Genomic DNA, 14,825 nt, shown 5'->3' with positions numbered 1-14,825 from the left:
TTGCCCGCCCTACGAGACCTGCGCAGCATCGACGATGGAAACACAGGAGAGCCCATCATGTCCGTCACCGTCTTCATCCGCTACCAGCTCGATCCCTTCAAGCGCGCGCAGTTCGAGGAATATTCGAAGCGCTGGCTCACCATCATCCCGAAATGCGGCGGCGACCTCATCGGCTATTTCATGCCGCACGAGGGCACCAACAACATCGCATTCGCGCTGATCACCTTCGAGAGCCTCGCCGCTTATGAAGCCTACCGCGCGCGGCTGCGGCAGGATGCCGAGGGCATGGCCAATTTCCATTTCGCCGAGGAGCACAAATTCATCCTCGCGGAAGAGCGCACGTTCTTGCGCAAGGTGGTATTGTAGGCCGCCAACAAGGAGACGCTCATGATTGCCGTGATTTTCGAAGTCTGGCCCAAGCCGGAACATCGCCAGGACTATTTCGACCTCGCGGCCGATCTCAAGCCGATCCTGCAAACCATCGACGGCTTCATCTCGGTCGAGCGCTTCGAGAGCCTGACCGACAAGGGCAAGATTCTGTCAGTGTCGTTCTGGCGGGACGAGGCCGCAGTCCAGGCCTGGCGCAATACGATGGAGCACCGTCGCACCCAGGCAAAGGGTCGCGGCCAGATTTTCGCCGACTATCATCTGCGCATCGCCAGCGTCGTCAGGGACTACAGCATGACCGATCGCGAGCAGGCGCCGAAGGACAGCCGCGCGGTGCACGACGCGCACTAGCGTTAACCGGCGCCTGTGCCTATGTCTGCGCGGCCAACTCAGGGAGAGAAACATGCATGTGACGACCGCTGACAAGCGCGCGACGTTCAAGACGATGCACGAGAGCGGCTGCTTCATCCTGCCCAATCCGGTCGATGTCGGCAGCGCCAAGGCGTTGCAGCATCTCGGTTTCAAGGCACTGGCCTCATCCAGCGCGGGCTTTGCCTGGACCATCGGCAAGGCTGACAACCGCGTCAGCGTCGAGGATATCTGTCAGCATCTGGCAGCATTGAGCTCGTCCGTCGACATCCCCGTGAATGCGGATTTCGAGGGCGGCTTCGCGGTGGAGCCGGACAAGGTCGCCGACAATGTCGAGCGCTGCGTGCGTACCGGCGTCGCCGGCCTGTCGATCGAGGATTCCACCGGCGACAAGAACAACCCGATCTACGAGCGCGCACTCGCAGTCGAGCGCATCAAGGCCTCGCGCAAGGCGATCGGCGACAGCAACACCATGCTGGTCGGCCGCTGCGAGGCGTATTTGTGGGGCGTCACCGACCTCAAGCTCGTCATCGACCGGCTTACCGCTTACGCCGATGCCGGCGCCGACTGTCTCTACGCGCCGGGCCTGAAGACCCGCGAGGACATCGCCGCGGTGGTGAAGGCTGTCGCACCAAAGCCGTTCAACCTGCTGATCGGCGCGTCCGGCCTGTCGTTGAAGGAAGCCGAAGATCTCGGCGTGCGCCGCATCAGCGTCGGCGGCTCGCTTGCCCGCGCCGCCTGGGGCGGCTTCATGCGCGCGGCCAAGGAGATGGCGGAGAAGGGGACGTTCACCGAGCTCGGCAGCGGTTATCCCGGCGGCGAGCTCAACAAGATGTTCAGCTAAACGAACAGCGGCGGGACTTTTTGAGTCCCGCCGCTTTCATCCTCTCGGTGTCATGCCCCGCGAAGGCGGGGCATCCAGTACGCCGCGGCTTCTCGATGAAATCGCTGCCGTCTCGGAGTACTGGATCGCCCGGTCAAGCCGGGCGATGGCAGTTGTGGCTTACTTCGCACCCTCAGTCGGGGCCGCCGGATCAGGCTTTGCCGCAGGCGTATCCGCCGGAGCAGCCGGCTTGCTCGGCGCCGCACCCGTGGTCATGCCCGGCTCGGTGTTGGCGCGCGGCGTCACGTCACGCATGCCGGGAGGGGCGGCGGGATTGGTCGCCGGCGCCTGCTGGGCGGTCTGCGTCGTCGGGGCGTTGCCGGCCTGATTGCTCGTGCTCGAGTTGTTCAAGCCATAGAACACGGCGCCCAGCACCAGGGCGACAGCGACCGCGAACATCGCGACCTTGCCGCTGGAGGCGGGGCCTTCGGCGAGTTCAGGATCGGCCTGAAGCTTCTCATCCTGGCGCCGTGCCATGCGCAGGTACTCGTCGTCACTGAGGTTCGGGCGATACGGATCGTTGGGAAAGCGGTCGTCAGCCATCTCTGGATCTCCTCGTTTATTGTGCCGGGACAACCCGTAGATGCGAGATTCTGTTCCGCCTCCTTCATGCTTTCGTCGCATGTTGCTCCTGCGTCGGGAATCGGGAACCTGTTCGTCAGGGAACCCAAAGCGTAAGTTCCATTGCAGGGAGAGGGGAACAAGCCGATGTGGAGCCTGCCGCCGAGCGATAGCGTGTTGCATCTTCTGTCGCTGGTCGCGATCGCCGCGCAAGGCATGACAGCTGCGCTTGCCGCGGGGCGGCGCAGCATGGATTGGCTGGGCGTCTGCTTCCTCGGCTGCATCACTGCACTCGGCGGCGGCACGCTACGCGATCTCTTCCTCGGACATTATCCACTGGCCTGGGTCGCCAACCCCATCTACCTCGCGCTCGCCGGCGGCGCTGCCTTCCTCACCATCTTGATGGCGCCTCTCGTGCACCGGCTCAAGCTCGCCTTCATCGTGCTCGATGCCATCGGCCTCGTCGTCTTCACCATGGCCGGCTGCGACATCGCCTGGCAGATGGACGCGTCGCTGCCGATCGTCATCGTCTCCGGCATGGTGACGGGCTGCGCCGGCGGCGTGCTCCGCGACGTGCTCTGCAACGACGTGCCGCTGCTGTTTCGCTCCGAACTCTATGCGACGGTGTCGGTCGTCACCGGCCTGTTCTACGCGACCGCGTTCGGCTTCAATCTCAACGCCGAGCTCTGGACCATCCTGACCTTCGTGCTCGGCATCAGCCTCCGCCTGCTCGCGGTGCGCTACAAATGGGAGATGCCGAAATTCGTGTTCACGGGGGACGAGGAGAAGTAGCTCCAACCACGCCGTCATTGCGAGCGGAGCGAAGCAATCCAGAGATATATCTGTGGAGACAGTCTGGATTGCTTCGTCGCTGCGCTCCTCGCAATGACGAGGAGGAGGCGGCCAACTACGGCTGTCCCTTCCTTGCCTTCGCCACCTGCGCCGGCGTCACCAACGGGCCCGCATTGCCCCAGGAATTGCGGATGTAGTTGGTCACCGCCGCGATCTCCTCGTTGGACAATTGCTTCGCATATCCCGGCATCTCCCCGGTGTTCGGTGCGCGTGGTGTCGTCACGGTGTGGGCGCCGTCGAGGATGATGCGCAATGTCGAGGACGGGTTGACCGATTGCAGCAGCGCGTTGCCGGGCAGCGGCGGATAGATGCGGGGGGCACCTGTGCCGTCGGCCTCATGGCAGGCGATGCAGAGCTTTGCGTAGACAGCCTGGCCGGTCTTCATCTCGGCATCGTCCGGCGGCGTCACGATCGTCTCGCGCCGTACCGACGGCAGGCTCTTCAGGTACATGGCGATCGCACGCACATCGGCGTCGCTCATCTTCGTCGTCGAGTTGACCACCACCTCCGCCATCAGCCCGCCGGCATGGCTTTTGGCATTGCGCCCGCTTTGCAGATATTCGGCGATGTCTTCGACGCTCCACGATTTCAGCCCGGTGCGTGCGGCGCCGTCGAGCCGTGGTGCGTACCAGCCGCCGACCTCGCTGCCCGAGAGCGCCTGCGCGGTCTTGTCGGCGCCAAACCAGTTCTTCGGCGTGTGGCAGGCGCCGCAATGACCGAGCCCGGTGACGAGATAGCCGCCCCTGTTCCATGCCGCGCTCTGGCTCTGGTCCGGCTCGAACAGGCCCGGCTTGAAATACATCGCGTTCCAGACCCGCATCAGGCCGCGATAACCGAACGGCCAGCGCAGCTCCGGCGCCTTGTTGCGGTTGACGACGGGTGCGAGCGTGCCGAGATAAGCGCGGATCGCCAGCGTGTCGTCCTTGGTCATCTTCGTGAAATAGGGGTAGGGGAACGCCGGGTAGTAGTTCGAGCCGTCGGGCGCGATGCCGGTGCGCACCGCGCGGGTGAAATCGGCGTCCGTCCAGGCGCCGATCCCTGTCTCGCGATCCGGCGTCAGGTTCGGCGCATGGATCGCGCCAAAGGGTGTGTCGATGCGCTTGCCGCCCGCGAAGGGTTTTGCCGGATCGGCGGTGTGGCAGCCCGCGCAGTCGCCGGCCTCGACCAGCGTCTTGCCGTAGGCGATCAGTTCCGGCGACGGATCGGCAGCGAAGGCTACATTTGTAGCCATACATGCAATCGCACTGCACAACGCGAGGGCGGCCAGAATCGTCCGCATCGAAAGCCTCTCCTGCGCCCCATCGACGTCGCCCCGCATGGCAGGGAACGTCCATTCATTGCGCGACTGTGGGGGTATGGTGACACAAATTGAAAACCCCGGTGGGCATCCGGCCACGAAATTGCGATTTTTACCCGGCGCTGCCTTTGCTCCAGATTTGTGATGCGCTGCGTTAATTATCCGACATAGAGTGGCGGAATTGGTCGGCGCGCCCTAGCTAAAAACAACGGGCAGGCAACGGCTTAAGCAGCCAGGCGCTCAAGAAGGCGGAAGAGGACAAGAATGGGCATCAACCAGGGTCCGATCAGTCTCGATCAAAAATACACCCAGGAAACCGGACACGTCTTCACCACGGGCATCCAGGCCCTGGTGCGGCTGCCCATGGCTCAGATCCGGCGCGACCGCGCCAACGGCCTCAACACCGCAGGCTTCATCTCCGGCTATCGCGGCTCGCCGCTCGGCGGCTACGATCAGCAGCTGTTCGCCGCCCGCAAGCACCTCGAACAATACAACATCAAGTTCCAGCCCGGCGTGAACGAGGACCTCGCGGCCACGGCCGTGTGGGGGTCGCAACAGCTCAATCTCTCGCCCGGCGCCAATTACGACGGCGTCGTCGGCATCTGGTACGGCAAGGGCCCCGGCGTCGACCGCTGCGGTGACGTGTTCCGCCACGGCAATGCCGCCGGCTCCGCCAAAAACGGCGGCGTCTTGTGTTTGGCCGGTGACGACCACGGCGCCAAATCCTCCACCGTCCCGCATCAGTCCGACCATGCCTTTATGTCGGCGCTGATGCCGTATCTCTACCCCTCGAGCATCCACGAGATGATCGAGATGGGCCTGCTTGGTATCGCGATGTCGCGCTATTCGGGCTGCTGGGTCGGCATGAAGGTGATCACGGAGACGGTGGAGACCACCGCCGAGATCGACCTCTCAGACGAGATGAAGCCCTTCATCATCCCGCCCGATTTCGAGATGCCGCAAGGCGGTCTCAATCTGCGCTGGCCCGATGACCGCTTCGAGCAGGATCGCCGCCTTCAGGATTACAAGGGCTTTGCCGCGATCGCCTTCGCGCGCGCCAACAAGGTCAACCGCGTCACGATGGATTCGCCGAATGCCCGCTTCGGCATCATGGCGTCGGGCAAGAGCTACGAGGACGTCCGCCAGGCGCTGCGCGAACTCGGCATCACCGAGGAGGTCGCCGCCAGGATCGGGCTTCGTCTCTACAAGATCGGCATGCCCTGGCCGCTGGAGCCGGAAGGCGTGCGCCAGTTCGCGGTTGGCCTCGAAGAGATTTTCATCGTCGAAGAGCGCCGCGAGATCGTCGAGAACCAGGTCAAGCAGGAGCTGTTCAACTGGCGCGACGACGTCCGCCCGCGCATTGTCGGCAAGATGGACGAGCACGACAAGCGCTTCCTGACCTTCTCCGCGGAGCTTAGCGTTTCCTCGCTCGCGACCTCGCTGACCGAACGTCTGCTTCGACTTAATCTCAACCCTGAAATCGCGGAGATGATCCGCACCAAGGCCGACTGGTTCAACGGCCGCGAAGCCACCCAGATGCAGGCGACCGCGCCTGTCTCGCGCACGCCGTACTTCTGTTCCGGCTGTCCCCACAACACCTCGACAAAAGTGCCCGAAGGCAGCCGTGCGCTCGCCGGCATCGGTTGCCATTTCATGGCGCTGTGGATGGACCGTTCGACCGAGACCTTTACCCATATGGGCGGCGAGGGCGTGCCGTGGGTCGGCGTTGCGCCCTTCACCAAGGAAGAGCATGTGTTCGCCAATCTTGGCGACGGCACCTACTTCCACTCCGGCAGTCTTGCGATCCGCCAGGCGATCGCCTCCGGCGCCAACGTCACCTACAAGATCCTCTATAACGATGCGACCGCGATGACCGGCGGCCAGCATGTCGACGGCGAGTTGTCGCCGCAGCAGATCACCTTCCAGCTCCACTCCGAAGGCATTCGCGAGATCTATCTGGTCTCCGAAAATCCCGAGGCCTATCCGGCGAGCGAGATCGCGCCAGGCGTCAAGATCGCGCATCGGGACGAGCTCGACGCGGTTCAGAAGACGCTGCGCAAGGTGAAGGGTGCATCCGCGATCGTCTTCGTGCAGACCTGCGCGGCCGAGAAGCGCCGCCGCCGCAAGCGCGGCCTGATGGAAGACCCGGCGCGCCGCGTCATGATCAATCCGGCCGTTTGCGAAGGCTGCGGCGATTGCTCGGTGCAGTCGAACTGCATCTCGGTCGAGCCGCTGGAGACCGAGTTCGGCCGCAAGCGCGCCATCAACCAGTCGTCCTGCAACAAGGACTATTCCTGCCTCAAGGGTTTCTGCCCGTCCTTCGTCACGGTCGACGGCGGCAAGCCGCGCCACCGCGCGCCGGCCGATCTCTCCGACATCGGTACGATTCCCGAGCCGGCCTCGCGCCCCACGCTCGACAAGCCCTACAACATCGCGGTCGGCGGCGTCGGCGGCACCGGCGTACTCACCATCGGCGCGCTGCTCGGCATGGCCGCCCATATCGAGGGCAAGGCCTCGATGATCCTCGACATGTCGGGCCTCGCGCAGAAGGGAGGCGCGGTGCTCAGCCACGTGCGGCTGTCGGATCATCCGGCCGAAGTGACCTGCTCGCGCATCGTTACCGGCACGGCCGATGTCGTGCTCGCCGCCGACGAGGTGGTCGCGGTCGCCAAGGACACGATCTCGCTGTGCGACACCAGCCGCACCCGCGGCATCATCAACAGCCACGTCATCCCCACTGCCGACTTCGTCCTCAACCGCGACTTCAACTTCCAGACCCGCAAGCTCAATGCGGTGCTGGAAACGGCGCTGCACAAGGACTCCGTGTTCTTCGACTTCACCAAGCCGGCCGAGCAGCTGCTCGGCGACAGCATCGCCACCAACATGATGATGATGGGCTATGCCTATCAGAAGGGCTTGCTGCCCCTGGCGGCGGCGTCGATCGAGCAGGCGATCGAGGTCAATGGCGTTTCGATCAAGATGAACAAGGAAGCCTTCCGTCTCGGCCGTCTTGCGGTCGCCGAGCCCGCGCGCCTTGCCGACATGCTGAAGGGCACGGACGAGGTCGTTGCGCCGAAGATGCTGGACGCCATGACGTTCGACGAGGTGGTCGAACATCGCGCCAGGCACCTGACGGCCTATCAGAACAGCCGCCTCGCCAAACGCTATCGCAAGCTGGTCGACCAGGTCAGCAATGCCGCGAAGCAGGGCGGCTATGACGATGCGCTGCCGCGCGCGGTCGCGGTGAACTACGCCAAGCTTCTGGCCTACAAGGACGAATACGAAGTCGCGCGCCTGTTCAGCGACGGCGCTTTCGAAAAGCAGCTCCGCGAGCAGTTCGAGGGTGACTTCAAGTTCAGCTTCAATCTGGCGCCGCCGATCCTCAGCAGTGGCGTCGATGCGCTCGGCCGCCCGAAGAAGCGCGCCTTCGGCCCATGGATGCTCCCGGCGTTCCGCGTGCTGGCAAAATTCAAGTTCCTGCGCGGCACGGCACTCGACATTTTCGGCCGCAATGCCGACCGTAAGCTCGAGCGCGACCTGATCGCGGGTTACGAGAAGGACGTCGCCACCGTGCTCGGCCTGCTCTCGCCGGTCACGGTCGACACCGCCGTCGAACTCCTCTCGCTGCCCGACCGCATCCGCGGCTACGGCCCGGTGAAGGAGAAGGCGGTCGCGGATGCGAAGGTGCGTTACGCGCAGCTCGCCGCCGATTTGGCAAGCCCACCTCCGGCGCCACGGCAGATCGCGGCGGAGTAGGGGCTTCGTAGGGTGGGCAAAGGCGCGAAGCGCCGTGCCCACCACCTGCCATTGATTATGAAGAAGACGTGGGCACGCTTCGCTTTGCCCACCCTACGGCACCGTCCCTGGTGTTGCCCGTCGGGCAAAACACCCATGCCGTGGGTCAATCCGCCGGCGTAAAACATTCCGCTTTACCGAAATTCGGAATTGTCGTATCTCCCTGCTACCTCATCCCTCTCAGAGGGGCGTATCGCGATCGTCACGAAACGCGGGATGAGTGGCGGTGGACGCGGGCTGCGTCGCACGAGTGATTGTCTCGTGCACGACGGGCGCGGTCTCGCGTACGGCAAAATCGTGTGGTCCTGACGCCCGGGGTCTGTGCGTCAAGGCTTGCGGTCACTCGCAAGACGACGGGGGCAATAGTGCAACGCTCCCCGGGGAGAGCACGACATAAGCCGTAAAGCCACTGCGCAGGGAAGGCCGGATGTTTGGCCGCACCTGTATGCCGCTGTGCAGCCTCTTGTAGCGCAACCTTCGCACAGTGGACCGTGGGTGCCCAGCCGGCACCCGGTCTTCCCTGCGCCCTCTGTTCTTGAGGGAGCAAGACGGAAGCAAAACTCGGGCGAAACGCGCCGCGAGGATGCGGGGGTGTGTCTGCGAACGCGTTCTGAGTTGAAAGAGCGCTGTCAGTTCCCACGAATTCCGTCATTGCGAGCGGAGCGAAGCAATCCAGAATCCTTCCGGGGAGGGACTCTGGATTGCTTCGTCGCAAGGGCTCCTCGCAATGACGGTGGAGAGGCCGTAGCATGATGCATAACCGTCATCCTGAGGTGCGAGCCCCTTCGGCGAGCCTCGAAGGACGACGGCCCGGCTTTGGCCACGGAGAGGCAGCTCGGCCGTGCATTCTTCGAGGCTCCCGATGGGGCGCTTCGCGCCCCATCACTCGCACCTCAGGATGACGGTGCTGGTTTTGCGCCAAGCCGCTGCCCTCTCGCCCGACGGAATATTTCCGCGCTTGCCAATCAGTCCACCGGGGTTCAGAAAAAAGAGCCAATAAGAAACGCGAGCGGAGACCTCTGTTTTGACCATCAAGGGCAAGGCCTACATTGCCGGGATCTACGAACACCCGACCCGGCATGCGCCGGACAAATCCACAGCCCAGCTCCACGCCGAGGTCGCCAAGGGGGCGATCGAGGATGCCGGGATCAGCAAGGACGATGTCGACGGCTATTTCTGCGCGGGCGACGCGCCCGGTGGCGCCTGGCCGATGGTCGATTATCTCGGCCTCAACACCAAAAAACTCCGCCACGTCGATTCCACCGAGACCGGCGGCTGTTCCTACATCATCCATCTCGGCCATGCGGCTGAAGCGATCGCCGCGGGCAAATGCTCGATCGCGCTGATCACGCTCGCCGGCAAGCCGCGCACCGGCGTGATGCCGCCGCGTGCGTCCGGCGCCGAGGCCGATTTCGAGTTGGCTTATGGCGCAACCACGCACAATGCCTATGGCATGTGTGCCATGCGCCACATGCACGACTATGGCACCACCTCCGAGCAACTCGCCTGGATCAAGGTCGCAGCCTCCCATCACGCGCAATACAATCCGCATGCGATGCTCAAGGACGTCGTCACCGTCGAGGACGTGATGAATTCGCCGATGATCTCCGATCCCCTGCATCGCATGGATTGCTGCGTCGTCTCCGACGGCGGCGGCGCGCTGATCGTGACGACGCCGGAGATTGCCAAGAGCCTGAAGAAGCCGCTGGTCAAACTGATCGGCCATGGCGAGGCGATGAAGGGCCCGCGCGGCGGCAAGGATCTCGATCTCACGTACTCGGCCGGAATCTGGTCCGGTCCGCGTGCGTTCGAGGAAGCCGGCATCACGCCGAAGGACATCAAATACGCTTCGATCTACGACAGCTTCACCATCACGGTGCTGATGCAGCTCGAGGACCTCGGCTTCTGCAAGAAGGGCGAGGGCGGCAAGTTCGTCGCCGACGGCAATCTGATCTCGGGCGTCGGCAAGCTGCCGTTCAACACCGACGGCGGCGGCCTCTGCAGCAACCATCCTGTCAACCGCGGCGGCATGACCAAGATCATCGAGGCCGTGCGGCAACTGCGCGGCGAAGCGCATCCGAAGGTGCAGGTCAAGAATTGCGATCTCGCCATCGCCCACGGCACCGGCGGCCTTTTGGGCGTTCGCCACGCCGCCTCGACGGCCATTCTGGAGCGCGTGTGATGGTAGATGCAAAAAAGTATCCGGCCCCGGTCACGAACCCCGAGACCGCGGCTTTCTGGGATGCGGCCAAGCAGGGCAAGTTCATGATCAAGCGCTGCACGGCGTGCGGCGAGGCGCATTACTTCCCGCGTTCGATCTGCCCGTTCTGCTACTCCGACAAGACGGTGTGGGAGGAAGCTTCGGGCGAGGGCACGATCTACACCTGGAGCCTGATGCGGAAGTCGCCGACCGGTCCTTACGCGATCGGCTACGTCACACTGAAGGAGGGACCGTCGGTGCAGACCAATTTCGTCGACTGCGATCTCGAGACGCTGAAGATCGGCCAGAAGGTGAAGGTGGTGTTCAAGCCGACGGATGGCGCGCCGCTGCCGTTCTTCACGGTGGCCTGAGGCGACGCTGCGTAGGGTGGGTCAAGCGCAGCGAAACCCACCGACACCGGCGATGATGGGTTTCGCTGCGCTCTACCCATCCTACGAATTCTCCGTTCTTCACGTCGTGTAGGACGGTCCTCATCCTGAGGAGCTTGCGAAGCAAGCGTCTCGAAGGATGGCCACGACAAAGAAGCGTTTCGGGCAGCCTCATGGTTCGAGACGGCGCAAGAGCGCCTCCTCACCATGAGGATGAGAACCACCGGGAGGAACCAACCAAAATGTCCGCCAGATACGAAGAACTCAAAGGCCTGAAAAACCTCGGCCAGAAATACACCTACGCCGATCGCGACGTCATGCTCTACGCCTACGGCATCGGCCTCGGCGCTGACCCGATGGACGAGAACGAGCTCGCCTTCGTCAACGAAGGCACGTTCACGCCGCGGCCGCTCAAGGTGGTGCCGACGTTTGCTTCCGTTGCCGCGTGGGGCTCGGGGCCCGGCGAGATGAACCTCAACCGCGTGATGGTGGTGGACGGCGAGCGCGACATCACTTTCCACCAGCCACTGCCGGTGGCCGCCAATATCACCGCCGACTCCTCCGTCGTCGAGGTCTACGACAAGGGCAAGGACAAGGGCGTCGTCATCGCGCATCAGACCGTGCTGAAGAACGAGAAGGGCGAGAAGCTTGCAACGCTCGTTGCCTCGCGCTTCGCCCGCGGCGACGGCGGCTTTGGCGGGCCGAGCCTGACCCAGCCCGATCCGCACAAGATTCCCGCGCGCGCGCCCGACAAGACCATCGACATCGTCACGCGTCCCGATCAGGCGCTGGTCTATCGCCTCTGCGGCGACCGCAACCCGCTGCACTCGGATCCCGAGTTCGCCAAGAAGGCCGGCTTCCCGCGCCCGATCCTGCACGGCATGTGCACCTACGGCATCACCTGCCGCGGCGTGCTCCAGACCTATGCCGACTACGACGCGTCCGCCTTCCGCCAGCACGTCGCGCGGTTCTCCTCGCCGGTCTATCCCGGCGAGACCGTGACCATGGATCTCTGGAAGGACGGCAACACGATCTCGTTCGAAGCCAAGGTGAAGGCGAGGGGCGTCACCGTGATCAAGAACGGCAAGACGGTGCTGGGTTAGGTCGGTCTCGTGCCCCGGACGCAGCGCAGCGCTCCTTAAGCGGTGCGCTGCAGAGCCGGGGCCCAGAGGACGTAGCAAAGAACTGGGTCCCGGCTCTGCGACGCAGCGTTTCACGCTGCATCGCGTCCGGGACACGAGAGAACAAAAACAATCAGGGAGAAGCCACCATGGGACTACTCGATGGCAAGGTTGCGCTGATCACCGGCGCGGGCGGCGGGCTCGGTGAGGCCTACGCAAAGCTGTTCGCGCGGGAAGGGGCCTCGGTCGTCGTCAACGATCTCGGTGGCCCCCGCGATGGCTCCGGCGCCGACAAGTCCATGGCGCAGACGGTGGTCGATGCGATCAAGGCCGATGGCGGCAAGGCGGTCGCCAACGGCGCCGACATCTCCACCATGGAAGGCGGCCAGTCGTTGTTCGACGATGCCATCAAGCATTTCGGCCGCGCCGACATCCTCGTCAACAATGCCGGCATTTTGCGCGATCAGACCTTCTCAAAGGCCTCCGAGTCCGATTGGGACAAGGTCATCAAGGTTCATCTGAAGGGTACCTTTTGTTGTACCATGCCGGTGTTTCGCTGGATGCGGGAAAATGGCGGTGGCGTCATCGTCAACACCTCCTCGACCTCGGGCCTGATCGGCAATTTCGGCCAGACCAACTATGGAGCTGCCAAGGGCGGTATCTGGGGCCTGTCAAACGTGCTGGCGATCGAGGGCCGGAAGTACAACATCCGGATCTGGACGCTCGCCCCGGGCGCCCTGACCCGCATGACCGCAGACCTGCCCCGCTATAAGGAGAACCCGGGGGCGGCGCTGGGGCCGGACGGCATCGCGCCGGCCGTGCTATACATGGTCAGCGATTTGTCCGGCGACCAGACCGGCAAGGTGCTGGGCGTGTCCGGGCCCCGCGGCGTGCGCGAAATGCGGATGATGGAAATGGAAGGCTGGAAACCGCCGCACTCGGGCTGGAACGCCCAGGACATCGCTGAGCATGCCAAGGAGATTTTCTTCTCCGACGAGCAGATCAAGATGGGGGCGCGGAGGTTTTAAGAGGCCGTCATCCCGGGGCACGCGAAGCGTGAGCCCGGGATCCATACTCCGTGTCGTGGTTATGGATTCCGGGCTCGCGACTGCGTCGCGCCCCGGAATGACAGATAGAGAGAGACGAGGAACTAGATGAAACTCACCGCCGCCGCCAAGGGCACCTTCGCAATCGCGCCGACGCCGTTCCATGATGACGGCCGGATCGACGAGCGCTCGATCGACCGCCTGACCGATTTCTACGAGGAGGTCGGCTGCGACGGCGTCACGGTGCTCGGCATCCTCGGCGAGGCGCCCAAGCTCGACGCCGCCGAGGCCGAGCAGGTGGCGGTGCGCTTCGTCAAGCGCGCCAAGAAAATGCAGGTGATCGTCGGCGTCTCCGCGCCGGGCTTTGCCACCATGCGCTCGCTGGCCAAGGCCTCGATGGACGCGGGCGCGGCCGGCGTCATGATCGCGCCGCCGCCGTCGCTCCGCACCGACGACCAGATCGTCGGCTATTACAAGCAGGCAGCGGAAGCGATCGGTCCGGATATTCCCTGGGTGCTTCAGGACTATCCGCTGACGCTCTCGGTGATCTTCACGCCCGCGGTGATCCGCAAGATCGTCATGGACAATCCGAACTGCGTGATGCTCAAGCACGAGGATTGGCCGGGCCTGGAAAAGATTTCGACCCTGCGCAACTTCCAGAAAGACGGGTCGCTGCGTCCGCTCTCGATCCTCTGCGGCAACGGCGGCATGTTCCTGGATTTCGAGATGGAGCGCGGCGCCGACGGCGCCATGACCGGCTACGCCTTCCCCGAGCTTCTGATCGACGTCGTGAACCTCTCCAAGGCTGGCAAGCGCGACGCCGCGCATGATCTGTTCGACGCGCATCTGCCGCTGATCCGCTATGAGCAGCAGCCGGGTGCCGGCCTTGCCGTGCGCAAGCACGTCCTGCAGAAGCGCGGCATCATTTCCTCCAGCGCCCAGCGCAAGCCCGGCGCGACCATCACGCCGGCGGCGAAGGCGGAGGTCGATTATCTCCTGTCGCGCGTCGCCCGCGTCGACAGGCGCGCCAATCTCAGCCCGCAATCCAGCGCTGCAGGTTAACTGAATGCCCGAGACATCAGCATCACGCCCGGCGTCGACCATCCTCCTGCTCCGTGACGGAGCAAAGGCCGACGGCCAGGGCCGCGGCGAAGTCGAGATCTTCATGATGGTCCGCCATCATCAGATCGAGTTCAATTCGGGCGCGCTGGTGTTTCCCGGCGGCAGCGTCGATGCCGGCGACAAGGAGATCGTCGCCCGCGCCGACCTCTACTCGGGCGGCGAGGGCCTGAGCGAAGCGGACCGCGGTTTCCGCATCGCCGCGATCCGCGAGACCTTCGAGGAAAGCGGCATCCTGCTGGCGCGCGCGAAGGACTCGGGCACGCCTGTCGATGCCAAGCGTGCCGGCGAAATCGCGGACAAGCACCGCGTCGCGCTCAACGAGCACAAGGTCAGCTTCCTGAGTATTTTGGCCGACAACGGCCTTCAGCTCGCGCTCGACACGCTGGTGCCTTACGCGCACTGGATCACGCCGGAGGGCATGCCGAAGCGGTTCGACACCTGGTTCTTCCTCGCGGCAGCGCCCCCCGATCAACTCGGCGCGCATGACGGCCGCGAGTCCACCGACTCGATCTGGCTGTCGGCGCGCGAAGCGGTGGAGGGCGGCGAGAGCGGCCGCTTCAAGCTGCCGTTCCCGACCACGCGCAATCTGATCCGGCTTGCCAAGCAGGGCAGCGTGAGCGCGGCGCTCGACCATGCCAAGAGCATGTCCATCGTCACGGTGATGCCTGTCATGACCAAAACCGACACCGGCCGCCAGCTCCGCATCCCCCGCGAGGCCGGCTATGACGGCGAGGTGTTCGAGGTCGGGGCGGTCGGATAGGACACTTCGACATCTAGCGAAGTATTCCGTTTACGGACGCGCT

At 64.1% G+C, this 14,825-nt stretch carries 13 protein-coding genes; 11 read left to right on the top strand and 2 right to left on the bottom strand.

The features are described from left to right. The first annotated feature begins 57 nt into the window (after positions 1-57). The 3 genes from AB7532_RS21950 to AB7532_RS21940 are packed head-to-tail and all read left to right on the top strand — an operon-like array spanning position 58 to position 1,600. On the top strand, positions 58-366 hold the full coding sequence (locus AB7532_RS21950) for an NIPSNAP family protein (RefSeq protein ID WP_018647290.1): 309 nt from the start codon (positions 58-60) through the stop codon (positions 364-366). Positions 367-387: 21 nt separating this feature from the next. Then, a complete protein-coding gene (locus AB7532_RS21945; protein ID WP_441236808.1) occupies positions 388-738 on the top strand; it encodes an antibiotic biosynthesis monooxygenase family protein in 351 nt (116 codons plus the stop codon). Positions 739-790: 52 nt separating this feature from the next. Then, positions 791-1,600, top strand: a complete 810-nt coding sequence (locus AB7532_RS21940; RefSeq protein ID WP_441236807.1) for an isocitrate lyase/PEP mutase family protein — start codon at positions 791-793, stop codon at positions 1,598-1,600. Between the two features lie 159 nt (positions 1,601-1,759). Here AB7532_RS21940 and AB7532_RS21935 read toward each other — a convergent pair whose 3' ends face one another. Continuing rightward, entirely contained in the window at positions 1,760-2,182 is a 423-nt protein-coding gene (locus tag AB7532_RS21935) for a hypothetical protein (RefSeq protein ID WP_441236806.1), read from the bottom strand. Between the two features lie 165 nt (positions 2,183-2,347). On the opposite strand from AB7532_RS21935, the gene AB7532_RS21930 reads away from it, so the two are divergent. Further along, on the top strand, positions 2,348-2,992 hold the full coding sequence (locus AB7532_RS21930; RefSeq protein WP_441236805.1) for a trimeric intracellular cation channel family protein: 645 nt from the start codon (positions 2,348-2,350) through the stop codon (positions 2,990-2,992). 115 nt (positions 2,993-3,107) lie between these two features. Here AB7532_RS21930 and AB7532_RS21925 read toward each other — a convergent pair whose 3' ends face one another. Next, positions 3,108-4,331, bottom strand: a complete 1,224-nt coding sequence (locus AB7532_RS21925; RefSeq protein ID WP_441236804.1) for a cytochrome c — start codon at positions 4,329-4,331, stop codon at positions 3,108-3,110. A 282-nt stretch (positions 4,332-4,613) separates the two neighbouring features. Here AB7532_RS21925 and AB7532_RS21920 point away from each other — a divergent pair, with 282 nt between their 5' ends. The 7 genes from AB7532_RS21920 (at position 4,614) to AB7532_RS21890 (ending at position 14,782) form a co-directional block, all read left to right on the top strand. Beyond that, a complete protein-coding gene (locus AB7532_RS21920) occupies positions 4,614-8,105 on the top strand; it encodes an indolepyruvate ferredoxin oxidoreductase family protein (protein WP_441236803.1) in 3,492 nt (1,163 codons plus the stop codon). A gap of 1,063 nt (positions 8,106-9,168) precedes the next feature. Beyond that, the gene (locus tag AB7532_RS21915) at positions 9,169-10,326 is read left to right on the top strand and encodes a thiolase domain-containing protein (RefSeq protein ID WP_441236802.1); all 1,158 of its coding nucleotides are present in this window, start codon (positions 9,169-9,171) and stop codon (positions 10,324-10,326) included. Then, on the top strand, positions 10,326-10,715 hold the full coding sequence (locus AB7532_RS21910) for a Zn-ribbon domain-containing OB-fold protein (protein ID WP_441236801.1): 390 nt from the start codon (positions 10,326-10,328) through the stop codon (positions 10,713-10,715). The genes AB7532_RS21915 and AB7532_RS21910 overlap by 1 nt, the downstream gene beginning before the upstream one ends. 260 nt (positions 10,716-10,975) lie before the next feature. Beyond that, positions 10,976-11,836 (top strand): MaoC/PaaZ C-terminal domain-containing protein, encoded by an 861-nt coding sequence (locus tag AB7532_RS21905; protein ID WP_441236800.1) that lies wholly within the window; start codon positions 10,976-10,978, stop codon positions 11,834-11,836. Positions 11,837-12,003: 167 nt separating this feature from the next. Continuing rightward, positions 12,004-12,882, top strand: a complete 879-nt coding sequence (locus AB7532_RS21900) for an SDR family oxidoreductase (RefSeq protein WP_441236799.1) — start codon at positions 12,004-12,006, stop codon at positions 12,880-12,882. A 126-nt stretch (positions 12,883-13,008) separates the two neighbouring features. Beyond that, complete coding sequence (locus AB7532_RS21895) at positions 13,009-13,962, top strand: dihydrodipicolinate synthase family protein (RefSeq protein ID WP_441236798.1); 954 nt, start codon at positions 13,009-13,011, stop codon at positions 13,960-13,962. A gap of 4 nt (positions 13,963-13,966) precedes the next feature. Continuing rightward, a complete protein-coding gene (locus tag AB7532_RS21890; RefSeq protein ID WP_441236797.1) occupies positions 13,967-14,782 on the top strand; it encodes an NUDIX hydrolase in 816 nt (271 codons plus the stop codon). Positions 14,783-14,825 lie beyond the last annotated feature (43 nt).

The sequence above is a fragment of the Bradyrhizobium sp. 930_D9_N1_4 genome, assembly GCF_052076015.1.
Lineage (GTDB): Bacteria > Pseudomonadota > Alphaproteobacteria > Rhizobiales > Xanthobacteraceae > Bradyrhizobium.
Note: the sequence above shows the minus strand (reverse complement) of the source record. Positions and strands in the feature narration are given on the sequence as shown.